Source organism: Pseudomonas sp. AU12215 (genome assembly GCF_001675465.2).
GTDB lineage: Bacteria > Pseudomonadota > Gammaproteobacteria > Pseudomonadales > Pseudomonadaceae > Pseudomonas > Pseudomonas nitroreducens.
The window spans coordinates 79,879-95,565 of sequence record NZ_MACM02000006.1 but is presented as its reverse complement, the minus strand read 5'-3'; the positions used below and the strand labels follow the sequence as shown (position 1 = coordinate 95,565).

11 protein-coding genes are annotated in these 15,687 nt (G+C 66.5%); 10 read left to right on the top strand and 1 reads right to left on the bottom strand.

What is annotated here, in order from left to right; translation table 11 throughout:
- From A9513_RS01885 to A9513_RS01845, 9 genes are all read left to right on the top strand, one after another.
- Positions 1 to 1,117: aldehyde dehydrogenase family protein (locus tag A9513_RS01885; protein WP_065083831.1), on the top strand; the 1,117-nt coding region annotated here is incomplete at its 5' end.
- 317 nt (positions 1,118 to 1,434) lie between these two features.
- A complete protein-coding gene (pqqA, locus tag A9513_RS01880) occupies positions 1,435 to 1,506 on the top strand; it encodes a pyrroloquinoline quinone precursor peptide PqqA (RefSeq protein ID WP_003106462.1) in 72 nt (23 codons plus the stop codon).
- Positions 1,507 to 1,553: 47 nt separating this feature from the next.
- Positions 1,554 to 2,468, top strand: coding sequence for a pyrroloquinoline quinone biosynthesis protein PqqB (gene pqqB / locus A9513_RS01875; RefSeq protein WP_065083830.1), 915 nt, complete (start codon positions 1,554 to 1,556; stop codon positions 2,466 to 2,468).
- A 28-nt stretch (positions 2,469 to 2,496) separates the two neighbouring features.
- Positions 2,497 to 3,246: a pyrroloquinoline-quinone synthase PqqC gene (gene pqqC, locus A9513_RS01870; protein WP_065083829.1), complete on the top strand. Its 750-nt coding sequence runs from the start codon at positions 2,497 to 2,499 to the stop codon at positions 3,244 to 3,246.
- Positions 3,246 to 3,524, top strand: coding sequence for a pyrroloquinoline quinone biosynthesis peptide chaperone PqqD (pqqD, locus tag A9513_RS01865; protein ID WP_024762490.1), 279 nt, complete (start codon positions 3,246 to 3,248; stop codon positions 3,522 to 3,524). Before pqqC ends, pqqD begins: the two co-directional genes overlap by 1 nt.
- Complete coding sequence (gene pqqE / locus A9513_RS01860; protein ID WP_065083828.1) at positions 3,496 to 4,644, top strand: pyrroloquinoline quinone biosynthesis protein PqqE; 1,149 nt, start codon at positions 3,496 to 3,498, stop codon at positions 4,642 to 4,644. The genes pqqD and pqqE overlap by 29 nt, the downstream gene beginning before the upstream one ends.
- Positions 4,645 to 4,646: 2 nt before the next feature.
- Positions 4,647 to 6,440 (top strand): S9 family peptidase, encoded by a 1,794-nt coding sequence (locus tag A9513_RS01855; RefSeq protein WP_065083827.1) that lies wholly within the window; start codon positions 4,647 to 4,649, stop codon positions 6,438 to 6,440.
- 85 nt (positions 6,441 to 6,525) lie between these two features.
- Positions 6,526 to 7,689, top strand: coding sequence for an alcohol dehydrogenase-like regulatory protein ErcA (gene ercA, locus A9513_RS01850; protein ID WP_024762493.1), 1,164 nt, complete (start codon positions 6,526 to 6,528; stop codon positions 7,687 to 7,689).
- Positions 7,673 to 9,367, top strand: a complete 1,695-nt coding sequence (locus tag A9513_RS01845; protein ID WP_065083826.1) for a NahK/ErcS family hybrid sensor histidine kinase/response regulator — start codon at positions 7,673 to 7,675, stop codon at positions 9,365 to 9,367. The genes ercA and A9513_RS01845 overlap by 17 nt, the downstream gene beginning before the upstream one ends.
- A 2-nt stretch (positions 9,368 to 9,369) precedes the next feature.
- On the opposite strand, the gene A9513_RS01840 is transcribed toward A9513_RS01845, so the two are convergent.
- Entirely contained in the window at positions 9,370 to 11,892 is a 2,523-nt protein-coding gene (locus tag A9513_RS01840) for an ATP-binding protein (protein ID WP_083195964.1), read from the bottom strand.
- Between the two features lie 317 nt (positions 11,893 to 12,209).
- On the opposite strand from A9513_RS01840, the gene A9513_RS01835 reads away from it, so the two are divergent.
- On the top strand, positions 12,210 to 15,686 hold the full coding sequence (locus A9513_RS01835) for a response regulator (RefSeq protein WP_065083824.1): 3,477 nt from the start codon (positions 12,210 to 12,212) through the stop codon (positions 15,684 to 15,686).
- The last annotated feature ends 1 nt before the right edge of the window (position 15,687 follow it).

The window sequence follows — 15,687 nt, the reverse complement described above, 5'->3', positions numbered from 1 at the left end:
GGAAGGCGGCGCCGCCGAGATCAACGAGAACACCGTCGCCTACCACATCCACGAACCGCTGGGCGTGGTCGGGCAGATCATCCCGTGGAACTTCCCGTTGCTGATGGCTGCCTGGAAACTCGCGCCGGCCCTGGCCGCCGGCAACTGTGTGGTGATCAAGCCGGCCGAGCAGACGCCGCTATCGATCATGCTGCTGGCCGAGATCATCGGCGACCTGCTGCCGCCGGGCGTGCTGAACATCGTCCAGGGCTTCGGCAAGGAAGCCGGCCAGGCGCTGGCCACCAGCAAGCGCATCGCCAAGATCGCCTTCACCGGCTCGACCCCGGTCGGCTCGCACATCCTCCACTGCGCGGCGGAGAACATCATCCCGTCCACCGTGGAACTGGGCGGCAAGAGCCCGAACATCTTCTTCGAGGACATCATGAACGCCGAGCCGGCGTTCATCGAGAAGGCCGCCGAGGGCCTGGTCCTGGCGTTCTTCAACCAGGGCGAGGTCTGCACCTGCCCGTCACGGGCGCTGGTGCAGGAGTCGATATTCGAGCCGTTCATGGCCGAGGTGCTGAAGAAGATCAAGGCAATCAAGCGCGGTAACCCGCTGGACACCGACACCATGGTCGGCGCCCAGGCTTCGCAGCAACAGTACGAGAAGATCCTGTCCTACCTCGACATCGCCCAAAGCGAAGGCGCCGAGCTGCTCACCGGCGGCTCCAGCGAGCGGCTGGAGGGCGACCTGGCCAGCGGTTACTACATCCAGCCGACCCTGCTCAAGGGGCACAACGGCATGCGCGTGTTCCAGGAGGAAATCTTCGGCCCGGTGGTGGGCGTGACTACCTTCAAGGACGAGGCGGAAGCCCTGGCGATCGCCAACGATACCGAGTTCGGCCTTGGCGCCGGCGTCTGGACCCGCGACATCAACCGCGCCTGGCGCATGGGGCGTGGCATCCAGTCCGGCCGCGTGTGGACCAACTGCTACCACCTGTACCCGGCCCACGCCGCATTCGGCGGCTACAAGAAGTCCGGCGTCGGCCGCGAAACCCACAAGATGATGCTCGACCACTACCAGCAGACCAAGAACCTGCTGGTGAGCTACGACATCAATCCGCTGGGCTTCTTCTAACCCTTGCAATAACCCGGCGGACCTTCCCCCATCAGGTTCGCCGGCCCTTTGCGCTGTACCCCGCCTGGCACTCCACCGGGCATCCCTTGTGTCGACGCGCCCGATCGGGCGGCCGTCCGCTTCCGTACCCATTCCACGGGTGACGGCCTTCGTCGAACGCGGCTCCGGCCGCGTTTTCTTTTTTTCTCTGGCCGCGGCCCGCTACCAAATCAGGGGGGAATCTCCTTCGAAAGTATCATTCGGGGAGCCTGACCCTGGTGTTTTACTCGACCTTGCCGGTTCTTCCGGTGCCTTCCAACAAGAAAGAGGACAGACCCATGTGGACCAAGCCTAGCTTCACCGACCTGCGCCTTGGCTTCGAAGTGACCCTGTACTTCGCCAACCGCTGATCCACTGCGCCCCGGTCCGCCGGGGCCCCTGCCCACGGGGCACTGTCATGCACATCCGAATTCTCGGGTCGGCCGCCGGTGGCGGCTTTCCCCAGTGGAACTGCAATTGCCGCAACTGTCGCGGTGTACGCGACGGCAGCGTGATCGCGCAACCACGCACGCAATCCTCCATCGCGCTATCCGACGACGGCGAGAGCTGGATTCTCTGCAACGCATCCCCCGACATCCGCGCCCAGCTGGCGTCCTTCCCGGCCCTGCAGCCGGCGCGGCGCCTGCGCGATTCGGCGATTGCCGCCATCGTCCTGCTGGACAGCCAGATCGACCACACCACCGGCCTGCTCAGCCTGCGCGAAGGCTGCCCGCACGAGGTGTGGTGTACGGAGATGGTCCACCAGGACCTGTCCACCGGCTTCCCGCTGTTCCCCATGCTGTCGCACTGGAACGGCGGGCTGAAGCACAACCTCATCGAGCTGGATGCCGAGCCCTTCGTCATCCCGGCCTGCCCGGGCCTGCGCATCACCGCCATCGCCCTGCGCAGCAGCGCACCGCCGTACTCGCCGCACCGGGGCAACCCGCATCCGGGCGACAACATCGGCCTGTTCGTCGAAGACACCGCTACCGGCGGCAAGCTGTTCTACGCGCCCGGTCTGGGCCAGGTGGACGACGGCTTGCTGGCCTGGATGCGCCGTGCCGACTGCCTGCTGGTGGACGGCACGCTCTGGCGCGACGACGAGATGCGCGTCTGCGAGGTGGGCGACAAGCTCGGCAGCGAGATGGGCCACCTGGCCCAGAGCGGCCCCGGCGGCATGATAGAGGTGCTCGACGGCATCGACGGGCCGCGCAAGGTGCTCATCCATATCAACAACACCAATCCCATCCTCGACATCGCCTCGCCCGAACGCGCCGAACTGGACGCGCGCGGCATCGAGGTGGCATTCGACGGGATGGGGATTTTCCTTTGATGGCTCTTTTTCCAGAAGGAACCTCGCGATGACCCGCGAAGCCATGAGCCCCGCCGAATTCGAGCTGGCACTGCGCGCCAAGGGCGCCTGCTACCACATCTTCCACCCGTACCACGTGGCCATGTACGAAGGCCGCGCGACCCGTGAGCAGATCCAGGGCTGGGTGGCGAACCGCTTCTACTACCAGGTGAACATCCCGCTCAAGGATGCGGCGATCCTCGCCAACTGCCCGGACCGCGACGTACGCCGCGAATGGCTGCAGCGCATCCTCGACCACGACGGCGCGCCCGGCGAAGAGGGTGGCATCGAGGCCTGGCTGCGCCTGGCCGAATCCGTGGGGCTGGACCGCCAGCAGGTGCTGTCCCAGGAACTGGTGCTGCCCGGCGTGCGCTTCGCCGTGGACGCCTACGTCAACTTCGCCCGCCGCGCCAGCTGGCAGGAAGCGGCCAGCAGTTCGCTGACCGAACTGTTCGCCCCGCAGATCCACCAGTCGCGCCTGGACAGCTGGCCGCAGCACTACCCGTGGATCGACGCCTGCGGCTACGACTACTTCCGCAAGCGCCTGTCGCAGGCGCGCCGCGACGTCGAGCACGGCCTGCGCATCACCCTGGAGCACTACCGCACCCGCGAGGCCCAGGAGCGCATGCTGGAAATCCTGCAATTCAAGCTCGATGTGCTCTGGAGCATGCTCGACGCCATGAGCATGGCCTATGAACTGCAGCGCCCGCCGTACCACACGGTAACGGCCGAGCGCGTATGGCACAGGGGGTTGCTGTGATGAGTCTGCCTTCGCTGGACAGCATCCCGGCGCTGCGCCGGGGTTTCCGCCTGCAGTTCGAGCCGGCCCAGGGTTGCCACGTGCTGCTCTATCCTGAAGGGATGGTGAAGCTCAACGACAGCGCCGGGGCGATTCTCGGTCGGGTCGACGGGCAGGCCGACGTCGCCGGCATCATCGATGGTCTGCGTGCCGATTTCCCCGGCGTGCCGGGCATCGACGAAGACATCCTGGCATTCCTCGAGGTGGCCCATGCGCAATTCTGGATCGAACTGCGCTGAGGCGCCGGTAGGGCCACCGCTCTGGCTGCTGGCCGAGCTGACCTACCGTTGCCCGCTGCAGTGCCCGTACTGTTCCAACCCGCTGGACTTCGCCAGGGGCGGCGAAGAGCTGAGCACCGCGCAGTGGATCGAGGTGTTCCGCCAGGCCCGCGAGATGGGCGCGGCGCAGCTGGGCTTTTCCGGCGGCGAGCCGCTGGTGCGCCAGGACCTCGCCGAGCTGATCGCCGCTGCGCGTGGGTTGGGTTTCTACACCAACCTGATCACCTCCGGCATCGGCCTCAACGAGAAGCGCCTGAAGGAGTTCGCCGACGCCGGGCTCGACCATATCCAGATCAGCTTCCAGGCCGCCGACGAGGAGGTGAACAACCTGCTCGCCGGCTCGCGCAAGGCGTTCGCCCAGAAGCTCGCCATGGCCCGCGCGGTAAAGGCCCACGGCTACCCGATGGTGCTGAACTTCGTCACCCACCGGCACAACATCGACAGCATCGACCGCATCATCGAGCTGTGCATCGAGCTGGAGGCGGACTTCGTCGAGCTCGCCACCTGCCAGTTCTACGGCTGGGCCGAGCTGAACCGCGCCGGCCTGCTGCCGACCCGCGAACAGCTGCAGCGGGCCGAACGCGTCACCGCCGAATACCGCGAGCGCCTGGCCGCCGCCGGCAACCCGTGCAAGCTGATCTTCGTGGTGCCGGACTACTACGAGGAGCGCCCCAAGGCCTGCATGGGCGGCTGGGGCAGCGTGTTCCTCGACGTCACTCCGGACGGCACCGCGCTGCCGTGCCACAGCGCGCGACAACTGCCGGTGAAGTTCCCCAACGTGCGCGAGCACAGCCTGCAGCACATCTGGTACGAGTCATTCGGCTTCAACCGCTTCCGCGGTGATGCGTGGATGCCCGAGCCGTGCCGGTCCTGCGACGAGAAGGAACGCGACTTCGGTGGCTGCCGCTGCCAGGCCTTCCTGCTTACCGGCGATGCCGAAGCCACCGATCCGGTGTGCGCCAAGTCTGCCCGCCACGGGATCATCCTCGATGCCCGCCGCGAGGCGGAAACCGCCGCCATGCCACTCAGCGCGCTGACCCTGCGCAACGAGCGGGCCTCGCAGCTGATCTGCAAGGCCTGAGGATGCACGACAGCGACTGGAGCGCCGAGCGCGCGGTAGCCGCCGCGGGGGACTTTGCCGAGCTGCACGTGGCCCACGGCGGATTGCTGTGGGCCGCGTTCGACCCTGTCAGTGCGCGTTGCCGCCTGTTCCTGCGCCGCGAAGGACAGAGCCGCGAACTGACGCCACCGGGCGCTTCGGTACGCAGTCGCGTCTACGAGTACGGCGGCGGCTCCTGCTGCCCAACTGCCGACGGCGTAGCCTGGGTGGAGGAGGGCGACCAGCAGGTGTACTGGTTGCGCCTGGGCGGCACGCCAAGGCCGATTACCCACCGCGAAGATTGCCGCTACGGCGACCTCCACTTCGTTCCGGCATGGAATGCACTCCTGGCGGTGGAAGAGGAGAACGGTAGCGCCGGGGTGAGCCATCGTATTGTTCGTCTCGACGCCGATGGCCGGCGCCGGGTGATGGCCTTCGGCGCGGACTTCTACGCATCGCCGGTGGCGGAGCGCAATGGCGAGCGTATCGCCTGGGTGGAGTGGGATCGCCCGCACCAGCCCTGGACGCGCACCCGCCTGTGCGAGTCCTTCGCCGGCGAAGAGCGCTGCCTGGCCGGGCAGGCCCGCCACGAGTCCATCCAGCAGCCGCGCTTTGCCGAGGATGGGCGCCTGCACTGGCTGAGCGACTGTGCCGGCTACTGGCAGCCGTACCACGAGGTACTGGGTGCCTTGCCGTGCGCCGCCGCCGATCACGCCGGCGCGCCCTGGCAACTGGGCGGGCACACCTTCCTGCCGTTGTCGCGTGGGCAACTGCTGGCGACGCGCTACGAAGAAGGACGCGGCGTGCTGGTGCTTTACGACGGACGCGGTGGCGAGCGCCGGCTCGCGCCGGAGTACAGCCGTTTTCGCGCGCTGGCGGCGGATGAGCTCCACTTCTATTGCATTGCCGCCGCACCGGATCGCTTGCCGACGCTGCTGGCCATCCGCCGGGTGGATGGCTCCACCCAGGTGTTATCCGGTGGTGAGAAGCCGCTACCCGAGGCAGAGCTGTCCCGTGGCGAGGCCTTCCATTACCCGGTGGGCGAAGACGAATGTGGTCACGGTTTCTTCTATCCAGCCCACGGCAACCCGGAAACGCCTCCGCTGGTGGTCTTCTTGCATGGCGGGCCGACCTCGGCCAGCTACCCGGTGTTCGACGGGCGCATCCAGTTCTGGACACGCCGCGGCTTTGCCGTCGCGGATATCAACTATCGCGGCAGCAGCGGCTACGGCCGCGCCTATCGCGAACGCCTGCACCTGGGCTGGGGCCGTGTGGAAGTGGAAGACATTGGCGCAGCATTGGATTACCTCGGCAACGCCGGGCGCATCGATCGCCAGCGTGTCTTCGTGCGTGGCGCCAGTGCCGGCGGCTATAGCGCACTGATGGCGCTGGCGCGGCTGGAGGGACTGCGCGGGGGCGCCAGCCTGTATGGCGTCAGCGATCCGCAGGCACTGGCGCGGGTGACCCACAAGTTCGAGGCGGACTACCTGGACTGGCTGATCGGCGATCCGCAGCAGGACGCCGGGCGTTACCGCGAGCGCACCCCGGTGCTGCTGGCCGGGCAGATCAAGGCACCGGTGATCTTCTTCCAGGGTGAACTGGACGCGGTGGTGGTGCCGGCGCAGACCGATGCCATGGTCGAGTCGCTGCGTCGGCGCGGCCTGCCGGTGGCGGTGCACCGCTATGCCGGAGAACGTCATGGGTTCCGCCAGGCCGCCAACCTCGCCCACGCGCTGGAGGCCGAGTGGCGCTTTTACCAGGCGCTACTGGACGTCTGAATCGTCTGCCAAGGTCGCATTGCAATACCTGACGGATACAGTAGGCTGCCGGAAATATCCCATAACAATAACGACAGAGCCCCCGATGTCCCACGAGCTCAGCCAGCTGCGCAAATTCGTCTCGCCAGAGATCATTTTCGGTGCCGGATGCCGGCACAATGTCGCCAATTACGTGAAAACCTTCGGCGCCCGCAAGGTGCTGGTGGTGTCAGACCCGGGCGTGGTTGCCGCCGGCTGGGTCGCCGATATCGAAGCCAGCCTGGCCGCCCAGGACATTCCCTTCTGCCGCTACACCGAGGTCTCGCCCAATCCGCGTGTCGAAGAAGTGATGCGCGGCGCCGAGGTCTACCGCAGCGAAGGCTGCAACGTGATAGTCGCGGTCGGCGGCGGCAGCCCGATGGACTGCGCCAAGGGCATTGGCATCGTCGCCGCCCACGGCCGCAATATCCTCGAGTTCGAGGGCGTGGACACCCTGCGTGTGCCCAGCCCGCCGCTGATCCTGATTCCCACTACCGCCGGCACCTCGGCGGACGTCTCGCAGTTCGTGATCATCTCCAACCAGGACGAGCGGATGAAGTTCTCCATCGTCAGCAAGGCAGTGGTGCCCGACGTGTCGCTGATCGATCCGGAAACCACCCTGACCATGGACCCGTTCCTCTCTGCCTGTACCGGCATCGACGCCCTGGTGCATGCCATCGAGGCCTTCGTCTCCACCGGCCATGGCCCCCTCACCGACCCCCACGCGCTGGAGGCGATGCGGCTGATCAACGGTAATCTGGTGCAGATGATCGCCAATCCGGCGGACATCGTCCTGCGCGAGAAGATCATGCTCGGCAGCATGCAGGCCGGGCTGGCGTTCTCCAACGCGATCCTCGGCGCGGTGCACGCCATGTCCCATAGCCTGGGCGGCTACCTCGACCTGCCGCACGGGCTGTGCAATGCCGTGCTGGTGGAACACGTGGTGGCCTTCAACTACAGCGCCGCTCCCGAGCGCTTCAAGGTGATTGCCGAGACCTTCGGCATCGACTGCCGCGGCATGAACCACGCACAGATCCGCCAGCGCCTGGTGGAACACCTGATCGCCCTGAAGAACGCCGTGGGCTTCCACGAAAGCCTCGGCCTGCATGGCGTTGGCAGTTCGGATATTCCGTTCCTCTCGCGCCATGCCATGCAGGACCCGTGCATCCTCACCAATCCTCGCGAATCCAGCCTGCGCGATGTCGAGGTGGTATATGGCGAGGCCCTCTGACGAGCAGCAACAACAAGCCCTGGCCGGGTTGCTCGGGCTGGGCAGCCATTCCGCACGCAAGAGCCATTACCCGGAACTGGTGGCGCGCCTGGACGAGCTGGAAACCGAGCGCAACCGCTACAAATGGCTGTTCGAGCACGCCGTCCACGGCATCTTCCAGGCCAGCCTGAGCCAGGGCCTGCGCGCCGCCAACCCGGCGCTGGCGCGGATGCTCGGCTACGACGATCCGCAGCAGGTGTTGTGGAGCCTCCCGGACATGGCCAGCCAGCTGTTCGTCGAGGGCGAAGCGGAGATGCGCCGCATCCTGACGCTGTTGCGCGAGCGCGATGGCCTGTTCGGTTATGAGACGCGCCTGCGTCGCCGCGATGGTAGCCACGTCATCGTGCTGATGAACCTGCTGATCAAGCCCGATGAAGAAGGACTGGTGGAAGGCTTCGTCGCCGACATCACCGAACGCGTCCAGGCCCAGCAGCGCCTGCAGAGCCTCAACGAGGAACTGGAGCAGCGCGTCGCCGCACGCACCCGCGAGCTGGAAGGCCTGAACCAGCAGTTGCGCGAGGCGCGCGACGCCGCCGAGGCGGCCAACAACAGCAAGGACAAGTACCTGGCCGCCGCCAGCCACGATCTGCTGCAACCGCTCAATGCCGCGCGTCTGCTGGTCTCCACTCTGCGCGAACGCAAGCTGCCAAACGCCGAGCAGGTGCTGGTGGAGCGCACGCACCAGGCGCTGGAAGGTGCCGAGGATCTGCTCACTGATCTGCTGGAGATTGCCCGGCTGGACCAGAGCGCGATCCGCCCGGACCTGGACGTTTACCCGCTGGGCGAGCTGCTCGGCCCATTGGTTTCCGAATTCGACGAGGTGGCGCGAGCCGCCGGCCTGCGCCTGCGCTCACGGATTCCCGTGGTGGCCGTGCGCACTGATCACCGCCTGCTGTCACGTATCCTGCGCAACCTTCTCAGCAACGCCTGCCGCTACACCGAGCGGGGCAGCGTGATGCTGGCGGCGCGTCGACGCGGCGATAACCTGCGTCTGGAAGTCTGGGACACCGGGCGCGGGATTCCGGCGGACCAGCTGCAAGCGATCTTCCTCGAATTCAACCAGCTCGATGCCGGCCGCGCGGCGAACCGCAGGGGGGTCGGGCTGGGGCTGGCCATTGTCGATCGCATCGCCGGCATCCTCGGTTGTCGCGTGCAGGTACGCTCGGTGCCTGGGCGTGGTTCGGTGTTTGCCATCGAAGTGCCGCTCGCGCGCGACCTGCAGCACCCGGGCCGGGTCGAGAGCGGCCCGCGTCCGGTCACCGGCGACCCGCTGCCGGGACGGCGCCTGCTGGTCATCGACAACGAAGAGGCAATCCTCGCCAGCATGGCCGCGTTGCTTGGGCAGTGGGGGTGCGAGGTGCTGTCGGCGACGAACTACGAGGAAGCGCTGAAGGCGCTGGATGGCAAGGCGCCGGAGGTGATCCTGGCCGACTACCACCTCGACCATGGAGGCACCGGCTGCGAGGCGGTACGCGGGTTGCGCGAGTATTTCCAGCGTGAACTGCCGGCGGTGATGATCACCGCCGACCGCAGCGACGACTGCCGCCGCGCCCTGCAACGGCTGGGCATGCCGCTGCTGAACAAACCGGTGAAGCCGGGCAAGCTCCGCGCGGCGCTGAGCCTTTTGCTCAGCAACTGAACTCAACCGTCCTTGCGCCCCAGCATGCCGTTGACCTTGTCGCGCAGCGCGTCGATGGAGAAGGGTTTGGCGATCATCGACATGCGCGTGGCCAGCTCGCTGCCGTCGATGTGGACGATCTCGGCGAAGCCGGTGGCGAACAGGATCGGTAGCTCCGGTCGGGCCTCCCGCGCGGCGGCGGCCAGCTCTTCGCCATTCATGCCCGGCAGGCCGACATCGGTGAGCAGCAGGTCGATGGCAGTGTCGCCCTGCAGGACCGGCAGCGCCTCTTCGGCATCCTCGGCCTGCAGCACCTGATAGCCGATTTCCTCCAGTACCTCCACGGTGAGCATGCGTACCAGGTCGTTGTCTTCGACGACCAGGACACAGAGTTGCTGGTTGGCGGTTGCGGCGGGAGTTGCAGGAATCTGGGGGATGTCGACCACGGTGGAGCCTCTCGGGAAATAGAGTGTGACGCAGGTGCCCTGGCCGGGCTCGCTGCGCAGGCGGATATGCCCGCCGGACTGTTTGATGAAGCCGTAGACCATCGACAGGCCCAGGCCACTGTTGGGGCCGATGCCCTTGGTGGTGAAGAAGGGGTCGAAAACGTGGGTGCGGGTCGCTTCGCTCATGCCCAGGCCATTGTCCTGCAGGGCGAGGGCGAGGTAGTCGCCGGCCGGCAGGTCATGGTCGCCACTGCTGAACGTGCGCCGCTGCAGGACGATGTCCAGGCGTCCGCCGCCCGGCATGGCGTCGCGGGCATTGTCCACGAGGTGGAGCATGGCCTTGTGCAACTGGTCGCGGTCGGTCAGCACGCTGTGCGTCTCTTTCAGGCTCAGCTCCACTGCGACATCCGGGCCGGCGCGCTCGCTCAGTTCGTCCTGCCACTGGCGCAACTGCTGGCCGAGGTCCACCGGGTGCATGGCCAGCGCCTGGCGGCGCGCGAAGGCGAGCAGGTTGTGGGTCAGCTCGGCGGCGCGCTCGGTGGCCTGGGTGGCGGCATGCAGGATGTGGTCAAGCTCGGGTTGAGCGCTGGCCGGCGCGCGGCGGGTGATCAGGTCGAGGCTGAAGCGGATGCTCGCCAGCAGGTTGTTGAAGTCGTGGGCGATGCCGCCGGTGAGCTGGCCGACCGCCTCCATGCGCTGGGCATTGGCCAGGGCGGACTGCGCCTGTTCGAGCAGTTCAGCGGCGCGACGTTGTTCGGTGACGTCGCGGCCGCAGCCGTAGATCAGACCGTTGTCTTCGCTGGCATGCCAGGAAATCCAGCGGTAGCTGCCATCGGCGTGGCGCATGCGGTTCTCGAAGTGCTGCAGGCGCTCGCCGCGGGCGAGGGTGGCGCGGGTGCCGATGCTGGGCGCCAGGTCGTCGGGATGCACGAGCTCCTCGCTGTTGCGGCCGCTGAGCTGCTCTTCACTCCAGCCCAGCAGGCTGCTCCACGCCGGGTTGACACTGCGCAGCACGCCCCGGTGATCGAGCACGCAGAGCAGGTCCTGGCTCATGGCCCACACGCGGTCGCGCTCCTGGGTGCGTTGGCGCGCTTCCTCCTGCACCGCTTCCTTGACCCGCCGCTCCTCGGCGCGCTGGCGGGCAGCGGCCAGGGCATGGCCGAGCAGGGCGGCCAGATCGTTGAAGAAGCTGGCGTAGCTTTCGTTCAGCCGCCGGCGCGGGCTGATGCCGAACACCGCAAGGCTGTCGGCATGGCCGTCCAAGGGGGTGGCGTAGGTGCTGTCGAGCACTTCCGGCCAGGGCGCGAACGCGCGCGCGTACTGACTGCCCAGCGGCGACTGCTGCGGCTGCTGCAGGCCGTTGAACAGGTGCAGCGGGTCATCGTCGGCCGTCAGCCGCGCCGGGACGAAGCGGTCGCTGGCATCGGTGCCGCAGGCGCCGAGCAGAGTGCCGGCGTGGTAGAGCAGGCAGAACGGCACGTCATGGGCGGCTTCGGCGAGCAGGGCAAGGGCCTGGGCGCAGACCTGGGTGATCTCATCGGCCTGGCCAAGACGCTCGGCGAGGCGGGTCAACAGGCGCTGACGGCGTTGCTGGATGACGTTGCCGGTGGTCTCCACGGCGGTATTGAACAGGCCGACGGGCTTGCCATCCGGCCCGAAGATAGGGCTGACGTTGTAGGTGAAGTAGGCTTCTTCGACATAGCCGAAACGCACCATGGGCAGCAGGCGGTCTTCCTCATGGGCGGCGACACCGGTCTGCAGGATGCCGTTGTACATGGGGTCGAGGATCGACCAGATGTCCGACCAGGCGACCCGCGCCGGCTGCCCCAGGCAGGCGGGGTGCTTGTCGCCGGGTATGACGCTCCAGGCGTCGTTGTACAGCAGGACGAATTCCGGGCCCCAGTAGATGCACACCGGCAGGCGCGAGTTGAGGCCTACCTCGAGGATGCCCTTGAGCGTGGCCGGCCACTGGTCCATCGGGCCGAGCGGCGTTGCCGCCCAGTCGTGCTGGCGGATCAGCGGCGCCATGGCGCTGCTGTTGAGGAGGTCACCGGTGAACGGCGCGGGTGACCTTGAGGTTTCCCCGGGAGAGCTTGGCATCGAGCAGACCCTGCGTCTGATCCTTCGTACAGTGTTGATCAACAATTCCCTATCAGGGGTTGGAAACGCCCGGCGGAAGAAAATTCCACTTTTTTGCGCTCCGGCGGCGAACCCTGTCGAAAATAGATCGAACGTCCCACAAGAACGCGTGTCAATTCGCCAGCTGGGTAGGTAGCCTACAACTCTTCGCGTTATTATTTCTGCTGTTTTACGAATGTTCTTACAATAACTTCAAGTACTTACCTGGCCTCTGTCGCAGGCGCCACCCCGGTGGCGGACCGCATCCAGGAAGGGCAGCCAACAGGGAATCCGTCTGTATGAACCAGAAACCCGTCGCCGACGAAAGCGCCTTCCGCCGCATCCTTGCGCGCAACATGGCCCTGCCGTTGGGCATCTGCCTGTTGGGCGCGGTGCTGTTCATCGGGCTGATCCTGTACATGCTGAATGTGCTCGGTTGGGTCGAGCACACCGACCGGGTGATCTCCAGCGCCAACGAGATGCAGCGGCTGAGCGTCGACCAGGAGAGCGGCCTGCGCGGCTTCCTGATCACGGGCGATCCGCGCTTCCTCGAACCGCTGGAACAGGCACGGCCACGGATCAACGCCGGGCTGAAGAGCCTCTCGGAGCTGGTCGCCGACAACCCGCCACAGGTCGAGCGGGTCTCGCGCCTGACCTCGATGCAGGACGAGTGGATGACCTTCGCCCAGCAGATGATCGAGCAGCGTCGCCAGGGCGAGGATACCTCCGACGCGATCAAGGCCGGGCGCGGCAAGAGCATGATGGACGCGATCCGCGCCCAGTACGCCTCGTTGATCAACACCGAGCAGCAACTGCGCCACGACCGCAACCAGTTCGCCACCAGCCTGTCGACCGGGGTGGTTGTACTGTACCTGGTGTTCAGCATCGTGGTCGGCACGCTGCTGGCGTACTTCGGGCGCCGGCAGTTGGTCAGCCTGTCCGATTCCTACGCCGAATCCCTGCGTCGCCAGGTGCTGCACAACGAACAACTGCAGCGTCAAGCCTGGCTGCGCGACGGTCAGAGTCGTCTGGGCGAGCAACTGATCGGTCAGCAGTCGCTGCCGAATCTGGGACGCAGTCTGATGGACTTCCTGGGTGAATTCGTCGCGTCCCCGGTGGGGGCGCTGTACGTGCGTGATGATCACGGCGGGCTGCGCTTGACCGGCACCTTCGGGTTCGCCGCCCATGCGCTGGGCGAGGACTATTTCGCCCCGGGCGAAAGCCTGATCGCCCAAACCGCTCGTCAGCGCAAGCTGCGTATGGTAGACGGCCTGCCGCCGGATTACCTGAAGGTCAATTCGGCATTGGGCAATGGCCAGCCGGTGAGCGTGGCGATGCTGCCGCTGCTTAACGATGGCGGCGTTGTCGGTGTATTGGAGCTGGGTTTTCTGCGCCAGTTGGAGGAGCGCGATCAGGCCTTCTTGCAGAACGTCGCCGAGCCCCTGGGGAGCGCCATCGCCTCGGCTCAGTACCGCCAGCGCCAGCAGGATCTACTGGCGGAGACCCAGCAGCTCAATGAAGAGCTGCAAGTCCAGCAGGAAGAGCTGAAGACGGCTAACGAGGAGCTGGAAGAACAGTCGCGGGTGCTCAAGGAGTCCCAGGCGCACCTCGAGGCGCAACAGGCCGAGCTGGAGCAGACCAACGAGCGCCTCGCCGAGCAGGCCCAGGAGCTGGCCGCGCAGCGCGATGACCTCGATGGCAAGAACACCGAGCTGAACCAGGCACGCCTGGACCTGCAGCGGCGTGCCGACGAATTGCAGCGCGCCAGCCGCTACAAGTCGGAGTTCCTCGCCAACATGTCCCACGAGCTGCGCACCCCGCTCAACAGCTCGCTGATCCTGGCGCGCCTGCTGGCGGACAATGAGGACGGCAATCTCAACGACGAGCAGGTTAAGTTCGCCGAGTCGATCTATGGTGCCGGCAATGACCTGCTCAACCTGATCAATGACATCCTCGACATCTCCAAGGTCGAGGCCGGCAAGCTGGAGGTGCGCCCGGAGAATGCCAGCGTGCGACGCCTGGTCGAAGCGGTGGAGGGGCTGTTCCGCCCGCAGGCCGACGACAAGGGCCTGCGCTTCGTCGCCGAAGTCGCCGAAGATACTCCGGCACTGCTGTTCAGCGACCGTCAGCGGGTCGAGCAGATCCTCAAGAACCTGCTGTCCAACGCCTTCAAGTTCACCGATGCCGGCGAAGTCTCGCTGCGTGTCAGCGCCGCGCCCGAGGGGCTGCGCTTCGACGTGCGCGATAGCGGCATTGGCATCGCCGAAGACCAGCTGCAGCGCATCTTCGAGGCCTTCCAGCAGGCGGACGGCGCCACCACCCGCCGTTACGGCGGCACCGGCCTGGGCCTGTCGATTTCCCGCGACCTGGCGCACCTGCTGGGCGGCAGCATCATCGTCAGCAGCCAACCGGGCGAAGGCAGCGTGTTCAGCCTGTTGCTGCCGTTGAACTACGAGGCGCCGGTCGAAACCGATGTGGCCAGCACACCCGCGCCGGTCGTCCCCGCAGCGCCAGTCCCGATGACCCCGCCGGTGGTCCATGCGCCCGTCGCCGCTGCCTTTGCCGATGACCGCGAGCAGCTCAATATCGGTCAGCGCTGCGTGCTGGTGGTGGAGGACGAACCGAAATTCGCCCGCATCCTCTACGACCTGGCCCACGAGCTGGGCTATCGCTGCCTGGTGGCGATGGGCGCCGAGGAGGGCCTGCGCCTGGCCGACGAGCACGGTCCCGACGCCATCCTGCTGGACATGCACCTGCCCGACGAATCCGGCCTCGCCGTGCTGCAACGCCTGAAGGCCAACCCGCGTACCCGCCATGTGCCGGTGCACGTGGTGTCCGTGGAGGATCGCAGCGAAGCGGCCCTGCACCTGGGCGCCATCGGCTATGCCCTCAAACCCACCACCCGCGAGCAACTGCGCGAGGTGTTCGGCAAGCTGGAGGCGAAGCTGACCCAGGAGGTCAAGCGCATCCTGCTGGTGGAGGACGACCCGCTGCAGCGCGACAGCGTCTCGCGACTGATCGGCGACGACGACATCGAGATCACCGCGGTGGAGCAGGGCGAGCAGGCCCTGGAGCTGCTGCGCAGGAACATCTACGACTGCATGATCATCGACCTGAAGCTGCCGGACATGCAGGGCAACGAGTTGCTGCGGCGCATGGGCGAGGAGGACATCTGCTCCTTCCCGCCGGTGATCGTCTACACCGGGCGCAACCTGACCCGCGACGAGGAGGCTGAGCTGCTCAAGTACTCGCGCTCGATCATCATCAAGGGCGCGCGCTCGCCAGAGCGCCTGCTGGACGAGGTGACGCTGTTCCTGCACAAGGTCGAGTCGCAACTCTCCAGCGAGCGCCAGCGCATGCTGCGCACCTCGCGCAATCGCGACCGGGCCTTCGAGGAGCGGCGCATCCTGTTGGTGGACGACGACGTGCGCAATATCTTCGCCCTCACCAGTGCCCTGGAGCACAAGGGCGCCCGCGTGGAAGTGGCGCGCAACGGCCGCGAGGCCATCGAGAAACTCGCTGAGCTCGGCGACATCGACCTGGTGCTGATGGACGTGATGATGCCGGAGATGGACGGCTACGAAGCGACGCGCCTGATCCGCCAGGACGCGCGCTGGAAGAAGCTGCCGATCCTCGCCGTGACCGCCAAGGCGATGAAGGACGACCACGAGCTGTGCCTGCGCGCCGGCGCCAACGACTACCTGGCCAAGCCCATCGACCTCGACCGTCTGTTCTCCCTGATCCGTGTCTGGTTACCGAAGCTGGAGCGCATCTGAC